The sequence below is a fragment of the Microcoleus sp. D2_18a_B4 genome, assembly GCF_036702475.1.
GTDB lineage: Bacteria > Cyanobacteriota > Cyanobacteriia > Cyanobacteriales > Microcoleaceae > Microcoleus.
The window spans coordinates 48303-70282 of sequence record NZ_JAUBTL010000041.1; the positions used below are offsets into that span (position 1 = coordinate 48303).

24 protein-coding genes are annotated in these 21980 nt (G+C 43.3%); 21 read left to right on the plus strand and 3 right to left on the minus strand.

All coding sequences use genetic code 11. The annotated features are described in order from the left end of the window. The first annotated feature begins 93 nt into the window (after positions 1-93). Both QUB04_RS21680 and QUB04_RS21685 read left to right on the plus strand, forming a co-directional pair. Positions 94-1038 (plus strand): Rpn family recombination-promoting nuclease/putative transposase, encoded by a 945-nt coding sequence (locus QUB04_RS21680; RefSeq protein WP_333287509.1) that lies wholly within the window; start codon positions 94-96, stop codon positions 1036-1038. Between the two features lie 19 nt (positions 1039-1057). Then, on the plus strand, positions 1058-3199 hold the full coding sequence (locus QUB04_RS21685; RefSeq protein WP_333287511.1) for a tetratricopeptide repeat protein: 2142 nt from the start codon (positions 1058-1060) through the stop codon (positions 3197-3199). A 67-nt stretch (positions 3200-3266) separates the two neighbouring features. On the opposite strand, the gene QUB04_RS21690 is transcribed toward QUB04_RS21685, so the two are convergent. Together QUB04_RS21690 and QUB04_RS21695 are read right to left on the minus strand one after the other, a co-directional pair. Beyond that, entirely contained in the window at positions 3267-4004 is a 738-nt protein-coding gene (locus tag QUB04_RS21690; protein ID WP_333287513.1) for a hypothetical protein, read from the minus strand. Beyond that, positions 4001-4327, minus strand: a complete 327-nt coding sequence (locus QUB04_RS21695) for an MgPME-cyclase complex family protein (protein ID WP_333106166.1) — start codon at positions 4325-4327, stop codon at positions 4001-4003. The genes QUB04_RS21690 and QUB04_RS21695 overlap by 4 nt, the downstream gene beginning before the upstream one ends. Before the next feature lie 111 nt (positions 4328-4438). Between QUB04_RS21695 and QUB04_RS21700 the strand changes: the two genes are divergently transcribed. The 19 genes from QUB04_RS21700 to QUB04_RS21790 all read left to right on the plus strand — a co-directional run bounded on the left by QUB04_RS21700 (position 4439) and on the right by QUB04_RS21790 (position 20418). Then, positions 4439-4645, plus strand: coding sequence for a hypothetical protein (locus tag QUB04_RS21700; RefSeq protein ID WP_333287514.1), 207 nt, complete (start codon positions 4439-4441; stop codon positions 4643-4645). Positions 4646-4706: 61 nt separating this feature from the next. Beyond that, on the plus strand, positions 4707-7046 hold the full coding sequence (gene cas10 / locus QUB04_RS21705; protein WP_333287516.1) for a type III-B CRISPR-associated protein Cas10/Cmr2: 2340 nt from the start codon (positions 4707-4709) through the stop codon (positions 7044-7046). After that, the gene (locus QUB04_RS21710) at positions 7043-7768 is read left to right on the plus strand and encodes an RAMP superfamily CRISPR-associated protein (protein WP_333287517.1); all 726 of its coding nucleotides are present in this window, start codon (positions 7043-7045) and stop codon (positions 7766-7768) included. The genes cas10 and QUB04_RS21710 overlap by 4 nt, the downstream gene beginning before the upstream one ends. After that, on the plus strand, positions 7755-9002 hold the full coding sequence (gene csx10, locus QUB04_RS21715; protein WP_333287519.1) for a type III-D CRISPR-associated RAMP protein Csx10: 1248 nt from the start codon (positions 7755-7757) through the stop codon (positions 9000-9002). The genes QUB04_RS21710 and csx10 overlap by 14 nt, the downstream gene beginning before the upstream one ends. Continuing rightward, positions 8999-9418 carry a hypothetical protein gene (locus QUB04_RS21720; protein ID WP_333106171.1) on the plus strand — a complete coding sequence of 140 codons (420 nt, stop codon included), beginning with the start codon at positions 8999-9001 and terminating at the stop codon, positions 9416-9418. Before csx10 ends, QUB04_RS21720 begins: the two co-directional genes overlap by 4 nt. A gap of 34 nt (positions 9419-9452) precedes the next feature. Next, a complete protein-coding gene (locus tag QUB04_RS21725) occupies positions 9453-10622 on the plus strand; it encodes a putative CRISPR-associated protein (RefSeq protein WP_333287521.1) in 1170 nt (389 codons plus the stop codon). Between the two features lie 52 nt (positions 10623-10674). Next, positions 10675-11529 carry a type III CRISPR-associated RAMP protein Csx7 gene (csx7, locus tag QUB04_RS21730; RefSeq protein ID WP_333287523.1) on the plus strand — a complete coding sequence of 285 codons (855 nt, stop codon included), beginning with the start codon at positions 10675-10677 and terminating at the stop codon, positions 11527-11529. Between the two features lie 28 nt (positions 11530-11557). Next, complete coding sequence (locus QUB04_RS21735) at positions 11558-12178, plus strand: hypothetical protein (protein ID WP_333287525.1); 621 nt, start codon at positions 11558-11560, stop codon at positions 12176-12178. A gap of 29 nt (positions 12179-12207) precedes the next feature. Beyond that, positions 12208-13167 carry an RAMP superfamily CRISPR-associated protein gene (locus QUB04_RS21740; RefSeq protein WP_333287527.1) on the plus strand — a complete coding sequence of 320 codons (960 nt, stop codon included), beginning with the start codon at positions 12208-12210 and terminating at the stop codon, positions 13165-13167. Then, a complete protein-coding gene (locus QUB04_RS21745; RefSeq protein ID WP_333287529.1) occupies positions 13164-13631 on the plus strand; it encodes a hypothetical protein in 468 nt (155 codons plus the stop codon). The genes QUB04_RS21740 and QUB04_RS21745 overlap by 4 nt, the downstream gene beginning before the upstream one ends. A gap of 1 nt (position 13632) precedes the next feature. Continuing rightward, positions 13633-14712 carry an RAMP superfamily CRISPR-associated protein gene (locus QUB04_RS21750; RefSeq protein WP_333287532.1) on the plus strand — a complete coding sequence of 360 codons (1080 nt, stop codon included), beginning with the start codon at positions 13633-13635 and terminating at the stop codon, positions 14710-14712. Positions 14713-14714: 2 nt separating this feature from the next. Further along, positions 14715-15356 (plus strand): hypothetical protein, encoded by a 642-nt coding sequence (locus QUB04_RS21755; RefSeq protein ID WP_333287534.1) that lies wholly within the window; start codon positions 14715-14717, stop codon positions 15354-15356. 369 nt (positions 15357-15725) lie between these two features. Continuing rightward, positions 15726-16076 carry a type II toxin-antitoxin system RelE/ParE family toxin gene (locus QUB04_RS21760; protein WP_333106180.1) on the plus strand — a complete coding sequence of 117 codons (351 nt, stop codon included), beginning with the start codon at positions 15726-15728 and terminating at the stop codon, positions 16074-16076. Positions 16077-16194: 118 nt separating this feature from the next. Continuing rightward, entirely contained in the window at positions 16195-16464 is a 270-nt protein-coding gene (locus QUB04_RS21765) for a transcriptional regulator (protein WP_333106181.1), read from the plus strand. A gap of 631 nt (positions 16465-17095) precedes the next feature. After that, positions 17096-17470 carry a hypothetical protein gene (locus QUB04_RS21770; protein ID WP_333287536.1) on the plus strand — a complete coding sequence of 125 codons (375 nt, stop codon included), beginning with the start codon at positions 17096-17098 and terminating at the stop codon, positions 17468-17470. Between the two features lie 19 nt (positions 17471-17489). Beyond that, on the plus strand, positions 17490-17891 hold the full coding sequence (locus QUB04_RS21775) for a helix-turn-helix transcriptional regulator (protein WP_333287538.1): 402 nt from the start codon (positions 17490-17492) through the stop codon (positions 17889-17891). An 82-nt stretch (positions 17892-17973) separates the two neighbouring features. Further along, complete coding sequence (locus QUB04_RS21780) at positions 17974-18471, plus strand: DUF7662 domain-containing protein (protein WP_333287540.1); 498 nt, start codon at positions 17974-17976, stop codon at positions 18469-18471. A 157-nt stretch (positions 18472-18628) separates the two neighbouring features. Further along, a complete protein-coding gene (locus tag QUB04_RS21785; protein ID WP_333287542.1) occupies positions 18629-18940 on the plus strand; it encodes a helix-turn-helix domain-containing protein in 312 nt (103 codons plus the stop codon). Positions 18941-19218: 278 nt separating this feature from the next. Further along, positions 19219-20418 (plus strand): glycosyltransferase, encoded by a 1200-nt coding sequence (locus tag QUB04_RS21790; RefSeq protein WP_333287544.1) that lies wholly within the window; start codon positions 19219-19221, stop codon positions 20416-20418. 360 nt (positions 20419-20778) lie between these two features. Here the strand turns inward: QUB04_RS21790 and QUB04_RS21795 are convergent, their stop codons facing one another. Next, complete coding sequence (locus QUB04_RS21795; protein WP_333287546.1) at positions 20779-21687, minus strand: MoxR family ATPase; 909 nt, start codon at positions 21685-21687, stop codon at positions 20779-20781. Positions 21688-21980: the final 293 nt, after the last annotated feature.

Consider the following 21980-nt stretch of genomic DNA (forward strand, 5'->3'; position numbering starts at 1 on the left):
TAGTAAGGGGAGGGAACAAGAAACATAGCAAACACACGGTCACAGTAAGGTTTGCAGCCGTGTTAAGTCCAAATCTCGAAGGAGAAAAATAACATGAGATTTATCAATCCCAAAATGGATTTTGCCTTCAAAAAAATATTTGGCTCCAGCCAAAGTACAGAGATTTTGATTAGTTTCTTAAATGCCATACTCTATGAAGAAGAATCGATCATTAAAAGCTTAGAAATCCTCGATCCTTATCTTGGCCCTCAAGTAGCCGGAGCTAAAAATAGTTACTTAGATGTCAAAGCGCTACTTAATGACGGCACATTTGTGATTATTGAAATGCAAGTTTTGAAGGTACAGGCCTTTGGCAAGCGAGTTTTGTACAATGCAGCAAAAACCTATGCACTCCAATTAACAAGGGGAGAACTCTACAAGCAATTGCGACCTGTGATTGCTTTGACTATTACTGATTTTGAAATGTTTCGCGGCGAGCAAGATGTGATTTCGCATTTTGTCTTCAAAGAAAGCACTCGCTTGTCTGATTATCTACAAAATGACATTGAGTTAGTCTTTGTAGAGTTGCCAAAATTTAAGAAAGAATTGGATCGACTGGAAACTCTTACGGACAAGTGGATTTACTTTATCAAAACTACTGGCACTTTGGATGAAGTACCTCAAACAATGGTCACAGTCCCGGAAATTCAGAAAGCCTTTGAAATTGCCAATCAAGTTAGTTTGACACAGGAGGAATTTAACATATTACAACAGCAAGAGTTTTTTGCTCAAGATCAAGAGGGTTCAGTGGCTTTAGGTCGGGAAGAAGGCAGACAAGAAGGCAGACAAGAAGGCAGACAAGAAGGCAGACAAGAAGGACAAGTAGGGTTAATTATGCGTTTGCTGAGTCGCCGTTTAGGTCAAATAAACCCGGATATTGAAAGCCGCATTAGCCAATTGCCGATCGACAAATTAGAGAATCTTGCAGAAGCCATGTTAGATTTTTCTAATGCCGAAGATTTAACAGCTTGGTTGGAAGCTAATTCTCCAAAAGACTAGGAAATATTAGGTGAATCTCATGCTTGGAATCACACTCGGTAATCGCTACAGCATTATCCGTCACTTGGGAGGCGGCGGATTTGCTCAAACTTATTTAGCGGAAGATAAGCAGCTACCAGGCAATCACCTCTGCGTCGTCAAGCAGCTTAAACCTCACGCAACCGATCCCGAAACTCTAAAGGTAGCTAGACGTTTATTCGATACCGAAGCACAAGTTTTATACAAGTTGGGAAATCACGATCGCATTCCCCGACTTTTTGCTTACTTTGAAGAAAATCAAGAATTTTATCTTGTTCAAGAATTTATAGAAGGCCACGATTTAAGTCAAGAAATTATACCCCCCCAAACCCCCCCTTACCAAGGAGGAACTGCCGGAGGTTCCCCTTACCAAGGAGGAACTGCGGGAGTCATGCAGGAAGATGCCGTCATTTGTATATTGGAGGAACTTCTCGAAATTTTAGACTTTGTACACCAGCAAAATGTGATTCACCGCGATGTCAATCCCCGCAATATCCTCCGCAGAGATAGAGACGGAAAATTAGTTTTAATTGACTTCGGCGCAGTCAAAGAAATTACTACTCAAATCACCACTCCTCAGCCCAAGAATAGCTTGAGTGTCAGCATCGGTACTCCTGGTTATATGCCCAGCGAACAAGCTCACGGCAACCCGAAACTCAGCAGCGATATCTATGCCGTCGGTGCGATCGCAATTCAGTTCCTCACTGGCATAAATCCTCACCAAATGCCAAGGAACCCCGATACAGAGGAAATTATTTGGCAGGACAAAACATCAGTCAGTCCTGAATTTGCGAATATTTTAGATAAGATGGTAAAGTACGATTTTCGGCAACGTTATTCTAGTGCCAGCGAAACGCTGCAAGCTATTAAAGAATTGAAAAATTCTTTCAGCGGTACAGTTCCTGTATTGCCTCCGGTTGCTGCTGCGAATAAGCCGGTAAAATCCCGAAAAAAACTGTATTTAAAAATATTGTCGATCGCCAGCTTAATTGGCATCAGTATTATAGCATCTATTTATGGTGTAAATACTTTTAATGCGGCCAATGCAACTGACCTGTACAACCGAGGTAATACTCTTTACAATTTAAGCCGATTTGAAGAAGCTCTGGCCGCTTATGAGCGAGCAATAAATCTCAGGCCTGACTACGCGGAGGTTTGGCAGGAAAAAGCCAAAACTTTGTACGAATTGAAAAAATATCGAGAATCGCAGTCAGCTTATGATAAAGCCATAGAATTAAAGCCGGAATACTTGGAAGCTTGGACGGGACGCGGTTATGCTTTGGATAAGTTGCAACAGTCTCAAGCGGCGATCGCATCTTTTGATAACGCTTTGAAAATCCAGCCCGACTATGCTGCAGCGTGGGAAGGCAGAGGCGATGTTCTGTTAGATTCGCAGCGGTACGAAGAGGCGATCACTTCCTACGAAAAAGCCGTAAAATTTCAGCCCAATTTGTACCGTGCCTGGTACAATCGCGGACAAGCTCACCAAAAATTAAAACAGTACGATCGAGCCGTTGAATCATATCAAAAAGCAGTTGAAATCAAATTCGATAATTATGAAGCTTGGTACAATTTAGGCAATGTCTTCCTAGAAGTTAACAAAAACCAAGAAGCTTTTGAAGCCTACGAAAAAGCCGTGCGATTTCAGCCCAAGTTTTATCAAGGCTGGTACAGTAAAGGCATCGCTTTGCTGAAAATGCGGAGGCATGAAGAAGCGGTAGAAGCTTACGAAAAAGCTGTCAAATTAAAACCGGATTATTATCAAGCGTGGTATAATTTAGGTTGGTCATATCACGAATTACGCAAGTATGAACAAGCAATTGAGTGTTACAGCAGAGCCTTAGATTTAAACCCGAAAGAATATCAAGCGTGGTACAATAGAGGCAATGCTCAGTCCAATTTAAAGCGGTACGAAGATGCGCTAGTCTCTTACAATGAAGCTGTCTATGTCAAGCCTGACTACTCGGAAGCCTGGTACAGCCGCGGCAATGCGCTTGTGGCGGTAAAAAGATACGAAGATGCGATCGCCTCCTATGACAAAGCTATTCGCTACAAACCGGATTACGGAGCGGCAATGGAAGCAAAAAAGCGGGCAGAAAGTCAGCTAGGAAGCAGCCCGCTAGAATCCGAACAACAACAATAATTGTTATTAACCCGCGTGGGCGGACTTTGTTTGACAAGAAGCAATTTGAATTGCCAAGTTTTATCTTTTAGCGAACAGCGGGAGCAATTACGGTAACTCGGCGGCTGTCTACTAACATCGGCCAAAAACCTCGATCGCTCAATGCTTTTACCGCAGCAGTAGCGGCGTTTTGATCCGTTGTATAAGCGACGAATAAAAAGGGACGCTGGCCGTAGGAAGCTAAGCCTACTTGCGTGCCTAATGCTTCCCTGACTTGGGCGCCTAATTCCGGTTGGTTGAAGTAATCTACTAACACTGCATAACCAGGGCCCAGGGGTTGGGGATTGAAGGCAAGATTGCCGGTTGAAGGATTGGTGATTGGTTCAGAACCTGGTGCTGGCTGAGGGTTGTAGACTGGCAAGTTTTGGGGTAGTGCGGCTGCGGGCGATCGTACTACGTAAGCTTGCAATCCGACAACATCTTCGATGTATTTAACCCAATCGCTGGCGATTTGCGAGTCGCGAAAGCCGCCAACTCGCGTCACCGTGTCGTTGATGTACTGACAAACTGTGTTGTTAGTATTTCCAGGGAAAGAGCGTTTTGCTCTTTCTTGCTGTTCGGGTGTTGGGGTGACAATTAACAGTAGATATTCATCGGACTGGGGCGGTTGGCAGCTCGACTCAGCTTTAACAGAACTCGATAAAATTGTCAATACCAAAATGGCGATGGAAGTAGCAGGAAATAGGGGTAGAGACAAAATAAATTTGTACAGTTTACCCCTAATTGTTGTTAGTTGTTGGGTCTGATATTTGGCTATTTTATTCATGCTGTCTGTAGGGATGCAAGGGCATCGGGAATAGTTGGTGATGGTGCTGGAAATTCACCTGTCAGTACATATTCTAATCGCAGTTTCAACCAGGTGATGAAGACTGGATCGGTAGAAATAATAGCGGCGGCTGGCTGAGGGCATTTTGCTTTAACTTCTGCCATTATCGGTGCTTCTAGGAAAGCGGGCTGTTTGACTAACCAGAAGTCTATTTCTTTTTCTTGTTCGTTGTAGTTGCGAGTTCTTTCTTTAAACACTTCATCTAGGGCTTCTTCTTCTAGCAAAAAGCGTTGGCTGGCTAAAACGTAGTAGTAGGTTTGCATTTTTCTCGGTTGTTAGGGGTTGACGGTTAGCGGTTAATGCCGCCTGTACCGACCAGTTTTGCTGGTCAGGGGCGGGTTTGCCGAGTTGCGGTTGAAGAGTTCTAGACTCTTGTGCCGTTTACTTTACCTTATTTGCTGTCATCTTGGGTAGATGCAGAGCAAGTCGCCTCAGAAAAATCTTTGGTGGTGAGAGTTGGGGGAGTTGTGAGAGTTGCGAGAGTTGCTAGTTTTTTGGGGATTTGGGCGATTATTTTTCGGGCTGGTGATTTTCGGGAAAATTTAGGTGACAATAGGAAATTAGATGGTATTGCAGGTTGAATAATTACCAATTATTGAGGCAATCTGGGGGCTGTTAAACCTGATTGGGAGTGGTTTGCATATGAAAAGTTGTTGGAGTGCGATCGCGACTGGTATTGCTTGGTGTCTGGCTTGGGGTGAGGGGCGCGAACCTCAATTTGAGATCGGCGTGTTGCGGGAAATGCGAGGAGCTTTGAATTCTGGGGAGGAAGTGCCGGAAAATGTGAGAGAGATTGTCGATCGGGTTCGGGAACTTGAAAAACTTGAGTTTCCTGAAACTCTCGAAGAACTAACGGAACTGACAAAAAAACATTCGGTACTGTGGGAATCTAAAATCGGCTTAGTTTACGGAGGCGCAACCAAAATCAAGCATTATGTTTTTGAAGCGGCCAAACTACCGGATATTCGCGGCGCATCAGCCTTATTAGACAGAATTAATTTAGTCGATTTACCTGCTTTTTTTGGTTGCGAAAATGACCCAAGTTATCCTCAGTGTCAAAAAGCCAAAAAATACTGCCAGCAAGTTAAATGGGAATGGTTAGATAAACCAGAAAATTTCCCTGAACTTTCAAAAGCGCTGATTTCCGAGTTAATTATCTACTCGACAGGCGGAAATATTTTAGCATTTTGTCCGGCAGCTTTTACAGACGATTTGGCAGACGCTATTGAAAAACGCTACACGCACGAGACGTTAACTGCCAATTCCTGTGCAGTAGGAGCTAAATTTAAAGCGCTGGAAATTCAGTTGGGGCTATTACCAGATGAAATTAACGCTCGCACATTCTGGAAAGAAAAATATCTAGAAAATCCAGCTCACCCATTGCTCGAAGCTTACTTTGAACAACTGGATACATCTCCAGAGAAAGCTTTTAAACAACGCAAGACATTTAATGAATTGGCGGGAAAGCTAGCAGCTTTATTCAATCAGCGACGGAATGGAAATGATTTTGCCGATCGCCCCAGCCGTCGCTATCCGCCGATGTTTGAAACGCATCCTTATTTGAGGAGAGATGAGAGCGATCGGCGATCGGCTGTTTTCCAAGCTAAAAGCGATCCTAACAATCAAAATAAAGGACTTCCGGGCGATCCTTGGTTTTCTGAAGCTTTAGCTCGCAAGCGATTAATCGGGCAAATTGCTAAACAAGAAATACCGTCATCGGGTAGATTGCCAACTTGGTGGGTAGATTCAGAGTTGGAGTGGGATTTTGCAACTCCAGAAAACTTGGAGCCGGGAGCAGTTGAAAGTTGGGTGAATAAGTTTGAGGGATTTTTGCGCGAAACTTACGAGAGATATAACGGATATTATGGCGAAAATCGTGCAGCAGAGGTTGAAGAGGCGCGATCGGTTAGAGAAATTGGTGATGCTAGCCTAGTCAAAGGTTTTGTTGCTTATATCTACGCTGATGGTAACAACATGGGGGGTTACATTCAGAAAGAAATTAAAAATCCTCAACAGTACCAGCGTTTCAGCCGGGATATTTTTGAGGCAACTGAAAAGTCTGTGTATGTTGCTCTGGCTAAACATCTCAAACCTCACAAGTATAAGCCTGATTCAGACTCTGGCAGAAGGAACAAAGAAGAAGTTTGGATTCATCCCTTTGAAATTTTGACTATTGGTGGCGATGATGTGATGTTGATTGTGCCAGCAGATAGAGCATTGGCGATCGCCAAAACCATCGGCGAAGAATTTGAAAACATATTGCTGCGAATAGGTGGTTATAAACTGGATAAGAGCAGTCAAATTTACGCGGGACACCGCTATTCTCCACAAAAAGCAACTCCTTCCCAGTGCAAGTTAAGTATGTCAGCGGGAGTGTTGATTGCAGCCGAAGATACACCAATTTATTATGCAGAGAACTTGACTAATCAGCTACTTAAGTCAGCCAAAAAAACTGGAAAAAAATTGAAAGATGCTGGATATTGCGGAGGTACGATGGATTTCTTAGTAATGAAATCTGTCACTACGATCTCATCCAATATTGAAAGCTTCCGCGATGAAGGTTTAACTTTAGATCGAGGAGCAAAACTAAAACTATACGCCGCACCTTACACTTTACACGAGATTGGGGGATTAATTGAATCGGTCAAAGCTTTAAAGAAAGCTGAATTCCCCAAATCGCAACTCTACCAAATTCGGAGCTTTCTAGAACGAGGGAAACAAACAACTATCCTCAATTACCGCTATTTCCGAACCAGGCTGAAACAAGGCAAGGCAGAATTAAAAGCAGAATTTGAAGAGGCTTGGTGCAAACCAAAAAACAAAGAAAATACGGGTAATTTGGCTCCTTGGATGTTCGATTTAAAAGATAAAGTTTATGAAACTATCTGGCGAGAAATTGTCGATATCTACGATTTCATTGAACCCGAAAAAAATTCCGAACCAATTTCAGAAGATTTGGCAAATATGGAGGTAGACTCATGATTGTTCTCGATAGAATGTCAAATTCAATTGAAACCCACACGCTGACAGCAGTAATTGATACAGCTTTGTGTGTAGGCGCGGGCGGTTCCTCCGGTTCCCTTGCAGATAAGCCCATTGTCCGCAATGCAGAAGGAAACCTGTTAATTCCGGGTTCTCAAATCAAAGGTCGCCTCCGCCACGAATGCGAGAAAATTGCTAGAGGTTTGGGTTGGGAGATTTGGGAGTCTCCCAGTCCTGGAAAAATGGTAATCCGCAGAGAAAATGCATCGGATAAATTTAAGCGCCGCGAATACGAAGTATCAGGATATGATGAGACTTATCACTGTTTAATAAGTCAAATTTTCGGAAATCCAATTTTACAATCGCGAGTGATGTTTGACGATTTGATTTGTACGGAAGAGCCAGATAACCTACCCGAAGTTATCCGCCCAGGAGTCACAATGAACCGCCGAAGACGCACAGCAGAAGAGAAAAAACTTTATTTTTTAGAGACTTCTCCAGCTAATGTTTCGCTGAAGTTTGAAGGTCAAATTCACCTGTTACCAAATTGTCCCAGCTACGCCAAACCTTTGATGTTGGCTGGTTTCAAACACATTCACGCATTAGGTGGAAGTAAATCGGCCGGTTTGGGATGGCTGAGTTGGGACAAATTACCCGAATTTAAACCGACTGACGAAGATTGGAATTTTTTAGCAAAAGGCGGAAATAATGCAGCGAATTGAACTGGAAATTAAGGCTTTGTCTGCTTTGGCGATCGCCCGTCATAAAGCGGGAGGTTCGATTAGCGAAGCTGTAGACTATATTCCCGGTACGGTGATTCGGGGTGCTGTGGCTGCTAAAATCTTAAACGAATCCGGTCATCAATTCAGCGATTTGACCGAAAATGGCGGCGATTTTCAAGCTTTATTCTTGAGTGAAAATCCAGCACTTTTTCAAAATGCTTACCCCGCATTAGTAATTAATGGAAAGCTCATCCCTCAAGCAAGAATTGAAGACAATGGAGTTTTACCCACTACCGCACAAAGTTCTAAAAATAAATCCGGTTTCACGCCCAAAAACAATGGTGTTTTTGACACTTTAATCGATCGGTTTTGTGCTGAAGGCTATGGATATCCCTACGATCCGAATTGCCCGAAAGACGGAGGGAGAGTCGATCCTGCTGGCATTAGTTTTTACTGTAAATTTAATAAAAAGTATCACAGCCTAAGTGCTAAAAAACGCCTGTTAACGCGAGTTGGGATTAATCGTCGCAGGGCTACATCGGAGGAAGAAATACTTTACAGTCTGGAAGTTTTGAATGAATCTCAGGAGAAAAAACAAAATCCTGTTTACTATCGAGGTGCGATTTTAGTGGAGGAGGATTTAGCCGAATCTTTGCGTAACTTCATTCAACTGCGAAATCAGAACTTCCGCTTGGGCGGTTCGACTTCCAGAGGATTAGGAAAAGTGGAAATTACCACCAAACAGCCTGTTAGTGCTAAAATAGATGTAGAGCAAAAAATCACTAACTTTACCAATTCCATACAATACCGTTGGCAGAAATGGGAAATTTTTGGCGTTCCGTTAAAGGAGTTACCGGGCGATCGTACATATTTCACCCTCGACTTGCAATCTGACGCCATCCTCACCGAAAACTGGCGGCGCACCACTGTAATATCCGAAAAGATGTTGCAGCAATTTGCCAAAGTTGAAGATCCATCATTGAAACTGGAAACAGCTTACAGCAGTTACGATTATCTATCTGGCTGGAATGCGGCTTGGGGATTGATGAAAGATGTAGAGTTAATAACCAACAAAGGCTCGGTTTATTTGTTCAGTACAAATCAACGGGAGATATGGGATAACGTGTTGGGAGATTTGGAAGTAAGGGGAGTGGGCGATCGAACTTGCGAAGGCTTCGGTCAAATTCAAATTTGCAACCAGTTTCACCTTGTATTTCGGGAGAATGCCGTATGAGCGAATCATTAGATCCACAAAAACAACTCAAAATTCAAAAAGGAATTCGCCAAGCTGAAGATAAGTTAGTCACGGACATTCAAACTGCCTTAGAAGATACAAGTTCTTACAATGACTTAGAAGAATCACAATTTCGGAATTTAGTAAGAGTTGCTGACACAACTGAAAGCACGCAAGTGATCAAAAACTTTTTACTTTATCAAGTCGGTCGCGATAAAAAGTGGGGTAGAGGGCCAAACTCTTTAGCTCAAAAAATTATTCATGACATTGACAGAAACATCAAAGCTACTGCTCAGGATATTGCCAGAAATGCCAAAGCTGAAGAGTTTTTTAATCAGATTTGGATAGAGCTTACCCGCCGCTATTTAGGCTATGGCGCTCGCTATCTAGTGTACAAAAATAAAGGTCAATCTTAGTCATCTACTTGCAATTACTTAGGAGTACAAACTTATGGCTAGACTCGTAATTTCCACTGTTGGTACGAGCGTGTTAACTAACCAGATAGATCCAGAGATAGATGACAATTACTATGAAAGACTACAGCAAACAGCAAACTATACCGATAATGAAATCCAAGATGATCCAACAATTAAAGAAATTATTTCAGAATTGAAGGAAAGAGCAGAACAAGAACTGTCTAGTAATAATACTGATAAAATCCGAAAAGCTAGCGCAGAACTAAATGGTATTTATGGTTTGTACAATGAGCAAATAGAGCAGGGCATACCAGATATGCACTTATTAGTTACTACTGATACTGCACAAGGTAGAGTCGCGGCTGGAGTAGTTGAGTCTTTTTTAAAGAGCAAGAGATTAACTAATATCAGCACTCATGCTCCGCCGGGACTTTCTACTGCTAGCAGCGATATTTTTGTCGAAGGGATGGCAAAGTTGTTTCCTTTCATGCGAGAAAATATTAAAAAATATAAAGATTACCGATACGAGATTTGCTTTAATCTTGTCGGTGGATTCAAGGCTTTGCAAGGCTATTTCAATACAATCGGAATGTTTGATGCTGATGAAATTATTTACCTATTTGAAGGGTCGAATCAACTAATCAAAATTCCCAAGCTTCCGGTAAAGGTTGATGTGTCAAAGATTGAACCCTATAAAGTTCAGCTAGCAATGATGGATATGGGGGCAATATCTACATCTTGGGAAGAAGGCCAGAAAGTACCGAGAGAATGGGTATTGGTTATTGGACAAGAAATGATTCTATCAGCATGGGGTCAGCTACTTTGGGAGCAATGTAAAAAAGAACTGCTTTCACAAAAGCTGTTGAAGTTCCCTAAAATAGATTACAAGTCTAGTTTTTATGATGACTATAAAAAAATTGAAAATAATCTAGAAGAGCAAGTCAAATTACAGGAAACTCTAGCTAAAGCTTCTCAACTGTTGCAAAAGTCAGGTGGCGACACCAGTATTCTCAAACAAGATCCCGGATTGCAGTATGACAAATATAGTAACATGAAGCCATATAAGAATATGAACGGTGATAAGGTTGATATCGCTCATTTTAGAGTAACTAAAGGAATACGAGTAAGCTGTACGTCATCGAATGGTATCTTGTTATTACATCGTTATGGTAAGGAACCCGAAGTTAACAATAATCCTTATTGATTCATTGAATCAATAGTTTAAGCAAATTCCAACTAATTACTTAGGTTAGTTTATGTTTGACACTTTCAAAAATCGACTGGAAATCACAGGAAAGGTGACAACAATCACAGCACTCCGCATTAGTGCCGGACGTTCCACCGAACCGATTGGCTCCGATTTACCCGTAATCAAAGATGCTTTGGGTCAACCTTTGATTCCCGGATCAAGTTTTAAAGGTGCACTCCGATCGCGCTTAGAGAGCTTCCTCCGAGGTATCGACCCAAATCTCGCCGAAGATCCGGCTAACTACACAAGTTCAATTAGAAACAATCAAGTCAAATATTTGAAAAATGAACACAAGAATAATGACTTTGAGCTAACACAAGAGCTCATCAAAATAACAGACGATATTGGCAGTTTATTTGGCACTCCTTGGATGGCCAGCAAATTTCAAGTTCGCGACTTAACTGTACAACCCGATGCGTGGTTCGGACAATATCAAGAACGAGATGGCGTAGCCATTGACAGAGACACAGAAACCGCCGCCGATGGCAAACTTTACGACTACCAAGTTGTCCCCGCCGCAACTCCCTTTGATTTTAAAGCAGTAGTTGAAAATGCTCATGATTGGGAATTGGGTTTATTAATGATTGGTTTGCATCAATTTGAGACCGAACAAATACCTCTCGGAGGAGGGCGATCACGCGGCTTAGGAGTGGTTAAACTAGAAATTGATAAGATGCGCTGGATTGATGTCGAAGACCATCCCGAATTTTTGTTAGAATACTTAAAAAAGTTAGTGATGGGAGATGAAACGGCTTATGAAGATGCAGCCGATTATAAAGATGACTGGGTACAAAAGCTGATCGATAAACTCCTGAAAAATAAAACTTCTCAATCATCTCCAACTCAAATAGTTCAAGGCTAAAACTAAACATCCCACACAGGAGGTCAATATGAGTTTCAGCAATTATAAAGATATCGGTGAAGTTCTCCAAGAGTTTCAGATTACTTACACTGAAGCTAATTTTATGGGAGAAACTGCATTTAGTATCCCTGACTATTTTCGGGAAGACTTAGCATTTATGATGCGGGAAGCAGTTGTGGACAATTCAGAGTTTGCTGTGTGCGAAAATTTGATCTATCCAGTTATCAAAGAAGTTTGGAAATCTTATTATACTAAGTTTGTTTTATGGAGCCATAAGTCTCTTACTTACGACCAGAATCTGTGTGGTTTTCCTGAATATATTTTGACTAAACGCTCCCCTTTAGGAAAATTTGTGTTTGGCAAGCCTTATTTTCTATTAGTTGAGGCCAAGCAAGACAAGTTCGATGAAGGCTGGGCGCAGTGCCTAGCTGAAATGTTTGCAGCACAGCGACTTAACAATGAACTTCACGTAATAATTTTTGGTATTGTTTCCAACGGCAAGGATTGGGAGTTTGGTAAATTGGAAGAAACAGTTTTTACAAAAAATATTAACCGCTATTTAATAGAAGAGCTAGATCCACTATTTGCTGCCGTTAACTATGTTTTCCAACAGTGTGAAGTTCAGCTAAATCAGTTAGTAGCCGCTTAATTCCCAACCATCTCTCGACCTACTCAACTATGCACAAACGAATTGTCAACCACTGTACCATTGACTTAACTCTCCTTCCTGACGGGCCGATTCTGATCAAATCTGGTAAAGAAGGAGCCGATCCAACGAAACCAGATATGGAATTTGTCGAGACTTACCACGCAGGAGGGAAGTCAATTTATCTACCGGGAAGCAGTTTGAAAGGTGCTATTCGCGCTCATGCTGAGAGAATTGTCAGAACCCTAGGAAGAGATAGTAATCCTAATGATCCGAAAGTTCTCTGGGCTAACGATCCATTGAATGACAAGCATGATTACTTGAAAAATAAATCATCCAGCGATATTTACAAGTTCTCTTCTTTTACCGATCGCATTTTCGGCAACACTTCAATTGCTAGCAGAGTTAGAATCCAAGATGCTCACCCAATTGATAAGAAACAGCTCAAAATTCAAGAACGCAATGGAGTCGCGATCGATCGCGTTTTCGGTTCCGTAGCCGTTGGCCCCTTTAACTACCAAGTCTGCACCGCCGGAGAATTTCGCACTAAAATACATCTCAAAAACTTTTCCTTAGCACAATTAGGCTTAATTGGCTTAGTTTTGCGAGACTTAAATGATGGTTGGTTTGGTATCGGTTTTGCCAAATCTCGCGGTTTGGGGACAGTGACAGTCAAATATAACGAAGCCGTAGTTCAATATCCCGGTTGTAAATTAGATAAAGATAATCGCCAAATTCAACAAATAGTCAAACCCGGTCGATGGGGACAGGCTTTCTTGCTGGGTGCAGGAGAATTTTTAGAGACTGAAGAAGCCGCAAATTATGGCTTTTCTAAACCCGATCGCGAACAAACCCCTATTCCTGCTGAACCGATGGATTTAGGTTTTGGAGTGCAGCTAAAATGGCAAGGCGACGGTGAGACTGGTGTACCGAATTTATTTAAATGTGCAGTTTGTGCTTGGAGTAAGCTTTTAACAGGTACCGCAGCATGAACAAAGGTTTTGTATATGTTCGATCGGGTTTGTCACGAGATGAAGTTAAAGAGTTGCTAGACAAATTAGCAACTGAGGAAAGTTATTATTTTGTGCGATCGCCCCACGCAGTCAGCGGCATTTGTATGAACTTACCCCAAGAATTTCCCGGTTTTGAAGGGCAAATGTTTAATGCCGATCGCGAATTGCGCTGGAAAAAGCAGGGAAGTGCATATCAAGCGTTACTGCTGAGTCGAGTTGAAGCCGATTTAGAAGGATTTGAGCCGATCGGTGAAAATTGGGAATGGTGCGATCGCACGGCTTACTTTCACCCCCTTGACGAACCCAAATTCCCTAAAACTTTTGTCTACAAAGGACGAAAGAATGAAAACATTGTCTCTAACAATATTAGCATAGGTCAGCGATACTTTCAAGAAAAAAGAACTGCTACCGTTCATTTTGTCGCCCTCACAGTCAGGAGTTAACATGACTACAAATCTCCCACCCAAGCCCCGACGTTCTACACCGCCGCCAAGTAGTCCGGTTTCTAATAATAATCCCGCTGAAACTGGAGAACCTAAACCTTATGAATTAATTAGTTTCCCCAAGGAACGACCGCCAAAAAAACCTCCGGCCGGACATCACCAATATTTGGGCGATCGCCTGCACGGAACTTTGTTTCTAACTCTGAAAGTTCAGACTACTTTGCACGTCTCTACAGGCGTAGTTGTCATGGGTAGCGACATAGGGAGTCGCGTGCCTTTAATCAAAACAATGGTTCAAAATATTGACCAAAAATTATCAATTCAAGGTAGTTCTCTCAAAGGCTGCATCCGGTCAGCATACGAAGCCATTACTAACAGCACTTTAGCAGTAATTACATCAAGATACAGAGATAAAATTCCGCCAGAACGCTTGCCATGTAAAAATAAACAAGAACTCTGTCCGGCAAGTCAAGTATTCGGTGCCTTAGATTGGCAAGGGCTAATTGAATTCAGCGATGCTAAATGCGAAAATACGGGCTTTGCTACGGGATTTATGCCATCTTTATATCGTCCCCGTCCCGATCAAAGACGAGCATATTTTGACGCAAGAGGCAACGTAGCAGGGCGCAAGTTTTACTATCACACAATTCGGGCGATCGACAAAGGTCAAAATCAAGGAATTACCGTTCAGCAAGCGGCTAAAGAGTATACTTTCAAAACACAGATACAATTCAAAAACTTAACAGCAGCAGAGTTAGGAACGCTTTTGATTGTGTTGGGGCAAGATCCAAAGTATCCGATCGCCCTCAAGGTAGGCGGCGGGAAGCCGATCGGCATGGGAACAATGACTGTGGAGGTAACAGCAGCAAGGGTGTTGCAGAATAAGGGAGATTTGCGCGATCGCTATTCCTCCTACAATCCTCCAGAATCTGACAGCATGACTGGCACAAAATTGCAACAATTTATGCAAAAAAATATTCAAGCTGCTCATTCTAGTTTAGTGCAAGCAACTCAATTGCAACAACTAGCTGAAGTGTTGAAATATCCGACCGATCGGGAACCTCCAACAGGAATGTATTAAAGATGTCTAATACTGAATTAGTGACAGAATCTTTGACCGAAAACCAGTGGGGAATTGCCCACGCGATCGCTCAAACTTTAGTTAAAGAACAAACTGATGTAAATGAATTGGGAAAGGCGATCGCCTATCTCCGCAATGCAGTTAATCAAAATCAAGCTGATGCCAATTCCAGCTTTTTCAAGTATCTTAAAACCCTAGTCGGTAATGGCAGACAAATCGGACACAGTGGCAAAACCACAGATTATTACCGCAGCATCGACAAAGCTTGTAGCGATTGTCTCAAAGGATTTCAAGGGGATGCTAGCACTTTGCTGCAAATTTTAGGTTGGGCATCTCGTTTGATGCGTTACTACAAAGAAGCGGGGCCGATTGGAGAAGTTGTGGCCCCAGTTTTAGAGTCAGCGAGACAAGTTGAAATTGCTAAGGCGATCGGCAGTCATGAGTTTGCAGTGGGTCAAATTGTCGAAGCCAAAGTTACTGCTGTAAAAGGAAACAAGGTGACATATGAAATTCTGGGAACTATCAGACTCACTGAAAAAGAACCGAAAAAAGCACAATCTCTTTCTGAAGGACAAGTGGTTAAGGTGGAAATTTTAGACCTTAAGGAGGATGGCAGTCTTAGAAAAGTCAAATGCTGTGAATAAAAATATTGAGCCTTCCTGAAGGCTGGATGATTTTGGCGTAAGGGTCGTGTTTCGTGCCTACTTTGTCAGAGTTTCGGAAAACAACGAGGGGGTTGTCTCTGCGGATTTCATCCTCTCGCTTTAGCAATGCCAAATATCGAGCGATACCGAGCGTGTTCAGACTGTAATATATAGTGTAATATGAATGGTAGGCTCAGAGTTTAAACTCTAAACCTTGTAAATTTTGATACTTAACATAGGAAACAAATGTATGTATAGGTTGAAACGCCTTAACTTACCTGAATCAACTCTTCAAGCTCCAGCTAGAGCGACTGAATCAACTTTTCAAGCGCCAGATAGAACGTATTTAACAAGAAAAAGGAAAATAACATGGTGGAGATTGAGTTCACTGACGAATTCGAGCGGTGGTGGGAAACACTTGATGCAGAAACGCAAGATTCTATTGCTGTCAAAGTTCGGCTCCTAGAAGAAAAAGGAACGACTCTTGGCTTTCCTCACAGTTCAGGTATCGAGGGCTCTCGTCACGGACGTATGCGAGAACTTCGGGTACAACATAAAACGAAGCCATACCGGATTTTGTATGCCTTCGATCCCCGGAAGGTTGCGGTACTCCTTTTAGGAGGCGACAAAACTGGTAACGATCGCTGGTATAAGAAAAATGTACCGACAGCAGATCGGCTCTATGACCAACTGTTAGAAGAGCTTAGGGAAGAAGGGTAGATATCAGAATAAAGCATTTCTGTAAATTGCACACTCCTCACCACCATAAGGAGCTGAAAGTGGACACAAGTTGATATGAGATATGAGAACAAAGTCTTTTAGTGTATTACGAGAGCGGATGAAGCCAGAGCGAAGGGCAAAAATTGAAAAGCGAGTTCAACTCGCCTTACTTCATCTTACCTTTTTGGAACAGCTAAAGTCGTTGGGTTATGCAGATGAGGAACTGGAAAAAGAACTCAGCAATTTTGATTCCACTTTTTCTGATTTGGATAGCCCAGAGGATATTCAAGTATCTGCCCTCTATGGCTACATCCAAGCTCTTGGTGGGAGTCTAAAATTAGTCGCTAATTTCCCTGACAAGGAAATCGTTCTTGCTCAGTTCGAGTAAGTAATACTCAATAGTATCGACAACAAAAAAGAGTTCGGGAGATTATAATCATCCGGCTCTTTTTTGCAGAGAAGGGCTTGACTTTTATCAAAATGACAGCTATTCTTTAGAAGACTGGAGAGTGAAAATTTTCCAAAGACTTCAACAAGTCTTTCAACTTACCCCGCAAGGGGATGGAAACACGCCTCTAGTATGGTGATTGAACAGTTGATTCAGTTTTCACCTCTTCCCCGCAAGGGGACTTTAATCCATCGACCTAATTGCTTCCCACACTTTTTCAGACGCGCGATCGCCCTTTCGCAATCCGCCATTGCGTCAAGGGCGATCGCGTCAGCTTAGGAAGAATGTGCGATTTGGGGAACTCAGCACCAAAGGATCTCGCAGGATCTCCCTAATTTGCTGTCGATCGGTCTCTACCGTCCGTCGCTGGTTTACCAGAGGAAGCAACCACCGCCATCCCCAACCGCAAGACTTGCGTCACTTGGCTTTGATGAATTTTCTCTGAGAGCATGATGAAGCTATTCCCCCGGAACTTCGGCAACAACTTTGCTTGCCCAATTCGTAATCTTGCATTTTCACGACACATTTGTTTAGCCTTGACTAAACAAAGCGTTTAGCTTAGACTAAACCAATGTCCTATAAAACTTACAACACCATCCATCCCAACGATCCACCAGGAATACGACCCCAAATTCTGACAGACTTGCTGGAGTTGGCGAAACTCAGCAAGCATAGCTGCTTGAAAAAAGCCATCGAAATGATTTCGGATTTACAAGCCAACGGTATGAATTGCAGATACAAAAAGCATTTAGGAGGGCCGATTTACGAACTCAAATCTCGGGCAGAAGAAGGTGGCGCACGAGTTTATTTTTTCCAAATTTCTCACACAGAATTTGCTCTCTGTCGCGCTGAGTGCAAAACAGAAGATGCTGCTAGTGCTGCATTCCTAAATTGGACAGCCGAAGTTATCCAAGCAGCGCGGAATGGCATACAAGTGTTAGTATAAACTAACCGAGGTAAAAAATATGACAAAAATTGATGGCAAAGCAAGCGATTTATTGGCGGCACTCCTAGCCGAACCAGAAGCAATGGTAGATGTCAATCCTCCTGAAACTCTCAAACCTACTACGGCAGAGGAATTACAACAAAAATTAGAATATTTTCTCATTTTAGATAGTTTGGGAGAATTGCTGCAAAAAATTCGCAACTCTCGCGGATTGACAGTTAGAGAAATGGCTCGCGAAGTGCAAAAAAGCCCTGGAAGGATATCTCAAATTGAGGGAACGCGCGATCATCGCATAGAGTTGAAAACTCTGGCGGAATATGCCAATGAGTTAGGCTATGATGTCCAAATTGCTCTCATTCCGCGAAACGATCGCCAACCAGCTCTTTTTGCTCCGATTCCTCTGTCGCAAGCGAGCGCCTAAATAAAAAAGCGATCGCGCGCTGCTATTTTGCCCTTCACCCGATCTGTGGCATTCTATATCTGAAAACCTCACAAAACACCGCATGAAGGAGGGCAGCAAGTACCAGTCGCTCTTAGATTATCTGCGCGAAAATCGCCATCTCGACGAAGTAACCCTCAACTTCGCCGAAATAGAGGCATTGCTAAACGACGCACTCCCCCCTTCCGCACGCACTCAACAAGCTTGGTGGAGCAACCGCAAAAAGGGCGCTCTGCAAGCTACCGCTTGGATGGAGGCAGGATATCGGGTGGAAACAGTCGATTTCGACGCACAACGGGTAACATTTCGCAAGTTAATTCCGAAAATTCAGGTTCAGCAGGCGGGCGATCGGGTGCAGTGGAATGGCGAACTCATCAAGGCATTGCGTCTCCATATGGGGTTGACACAAGCAGAATTTGCAGAACACATAGGCGTGCGACAGGCTACAGTCAGCGATTGGGAGAACGGGCAATTGCCTGCTCGTTCCACATCAAAACATTTGGATTTGATAGCCGAGATGGCAGGATTCAAATACAGAGAGGAATCTGAAAATTCGGATTAGAGTGTTGACATATTAAAGGTAAACGTATATATTGTCAACACGGCAGTTTAGTTAGGCGATCGTCAAGTGCGATCGCGCCCAAAAACAAAGCCCCCAAAAACAAAAGCCAGCGCCGCAAATTGGGCACTGGCCGATTCAAAATTAAAAAATCACCTCTATGATACACCATTCTTTGAGGCCTCGCCCGATTACCGATCGAGAAAAACGAATCATTCAGCTTTACGCTGACTGTCAACTGGCGATGACTCCGCAGCAATTCTACGCAAAATGGGATGTCCCGCAAGAAGCTCTAGCTCTCATTTGCTGTCGATCGCTTTCTACTGTGCGTCGCTGGTTTACCAGGGGAGGTAAGTACCGCCATCCCCAACTGCACGACTTGCGTCACCTCGCCTTGATGAATTTTCTGTTAGAGCATTTTGAAGCGATTCCCCCAGAACTTCGGCAACAACTTTGCTTAGCCAATTCGTAATCTTGCATTTTTTTCTAGCCACCTGACAAAGTAGGTGGCTTTAATTTCGCCCCCTATAATTAAGCTGAGACAATCCCTGACAAAAAACAGATTTTTTTGTTGGGGAATTCGGTAGGCATTTCAGTGTTTATAAAACCATTGATGCCCTTATCTTAAATCGCGAACCAATCCATCAAAACATAACAGAATAAATAACCCCACCCAAAATCCTGTCTTGACTTCAATCGATTAAAGGCTAAACTAATATAGAGTTTTACCATAAAAGTTTATCCCCGTTCATGAACATCGCTTATCTAGTTAACCTATATCCCAAAGTCAGCCACAGCTTTGTCCGCAGAGAAGTTATAGCCGTTGAAAATTGCGGCCTGAAAGTCGCACGTTTTTCGATCCGATCCTGCGAGTCAGAACTCGTTGATGAGGCCGACAAACTAGAGCAAGAATTGACTAAAGTAATCTTAGGAGTGGGCGTACAGGGGTTAGCGTGGGGTTTGCTGCGCGTTGCGGCAACTAGACCCATTCGATTCATCGAAGCTGTGCGGTTAATGTTCAAAGTTGGCTGGCACTCGGAACGGGGGATTTTGCTGCATCTAGCTTATTTAGCAGAAGCTTGCATTCTTTTAAATTGGTTTGCAGAATCCGGTACAACACACGTTCACGCTCACTTCGGGACAAATTCCACAACAGTCGCAATGCTGTGCCGCGTGCTTGGCGGCCCGACTTACAGTTTCACCGTTCACGGCCCTGAAGAATTTGATAAAGCTACACTTCTTTCCTTAGACGAAAAAATTAAACGATCGACCTTTGTGGCAGCAGTTAGTTCCTTCGGTAAAAGTCAGCTTTTTCGGTGGTGCGATCGCACTTTTTGGTCAAAAATTCACGTCATACACTGCGGCGTAGATGCTGCATTTTTAGCTGCACCCTACGTCCCCATACCCGCAGCACCCCGCTTAGCTTGCATTGGCCGACTCAGCGAACAAAAAGGTCATTTGTTATTGCTAGAAGCTGCTAACTTGCTAGCAGTTCAAGGCTTAGAGTTTAAGTTGGTACTCGTAGGAGACGGGCCGCTGCGATCGGATATTGAACAGCAGATTTTGCAACTCGGCCTGCAAAATCATATAGAAATTACCGGCTGGGCCAGTGGCGATCGAGTTCAGCAAGAGATTTTAGCTTCACGGGCAATGGTATTGCCTAGTTTTGCTGAAGGTTTGCCCGTCGTAATTATGGAAGCCCTCGCTCTCAATCGGCCCGTAATTAGCACTTATGTTGCTGGCATCCCGGAACTCGTAGAACCCGGTGTTTGCGGTTGGTTAGTTCCTCCCGGTTCCGCAGAAGCATTAGCCGTAGCGATGCGTGCGGCACTGGAAGCACCTCTAGAAAAGCTAGAACAAATGGGGAAAACAGGAGCCGAGAGAGTTGCTCAACAACACAATGTTGATTTAGAGGCAAAAAAATTAGTGGCGCTGTTTGAGAGTGCTTGAGAATGGTGCAAAACCTATTGATTAACTGACATTTTGCACCATTATTAATAAGTCTTTCAAGGGCGGGCAGGATGCCCAACCCCTACTCCCCACAGGAAAATTAATTGTTTGTGGAACAGGCATCTTGCCTGTTCCTTGAATTAAGCTGTAATTCTTTGTGGAACAGGCATCTTGCCTGTTTCTTTAATTAAGCTGTAATTCTTTATTGTTTGTGGAACAGGCATCTTGCCTGTTCCTTGAATTAAGCTGTAATTCTTTGTGGAACAGGCATCTTGCCTGTTCCTTTAATTAAGTTGTAATTGGTTGTGGAACAGGCATCTTGCCTGTTCCTTTAATTAAAGCAACCTACTTACCAACTTTTTAAGGAATAGGAACTGATCGCAACAACTTGTCCACAATCGTCTTAGCCCTCCTTCCCCCCGCCGGAATCAACCTGTGAGAAAGTACGTGCGGTGCCAAATATTTCACATCATCCGGGGTAGCAAAATCCCGGCCCTCCATAAACGCCAAAGCCTGCGACGCCCGGTGCAAAGCCACCGCACCCCGGGGACTCACCCCCAGAGTAATCTCCTCATCCTCCCGTGTCGATCGCACCAAATCTACAATATACTGTTTCAAAGAGCCTTCCACCTTCACAGCAGCGCACAAACGGCGCAATTCCTGCACTTCTTCCAAAGAAATACAAGGCTGCAAATCTTCAACAGCAAAACTATCAGAAAGCCGTTCCAACATTTGCAACTCTTCCAACGCAGCGGGATAGCCCAAAGTCAAAGACAAAGTAAACCGATCCATCTGGGCTTCCGGTAGCGGAAAAGTGCCTTGATATTCGATCGGGTTCTGAGTCGCAATCACAAAAAACGGCGTCGGAACATTTCGAGAAACTCCATCTACTGTCACCTGCTTTTCTTCCATCACTTCCAGCAAAGCTGACTGAGTTCGCGGCGTCGCCCGATTGATTTCATCGGCAAGCAAAACATTAGCAAAAACTGGCCCTGGCAAAAACTCAAACTCTCCGCTGCGCGGATTCCAAATATTAGTACCGGTGATATCCGTCGGCAACAAATCCGGAGTACACTGAATCCGCTGAAACTTACCATCAATAGATCGCGCCAAAGACTTCGCCAGCAGCGTTTTTCCCACACCCGGCACGTCTTCCAGCAGCGCGTGCCCGCCCGAAAGCACGGCTACCAACACCAAGCGAATAGCATCGGCTTTACCAACAATAGTTTTGCCTAGATTTTGTTTGAGTCGCTCAATATTTTGTCTCATATCCCTGATTTCTAATTGTTAATTGCTAATTGTTGAAAAGATATCAAGATTGCCAAAATCTTGAGTCTTTGCCTTGCGGACTTCGGATTTGTACAACTAGAATTTAGTCTGACTCATCTTGCACCATTTTTAAAACCGATCGCCTGTTCTAGATCACATAATTATTAGACTTTAGCAGCTATAGCGGTTCTCAAGCGTGGTGAGGTATGGGGACGAGTCCTATGCCCTATGCCCTATGCCCTATGCCCTATGCCCTATGCCCTATGCCCTATGCCCTATGCCCTATGCCCTAT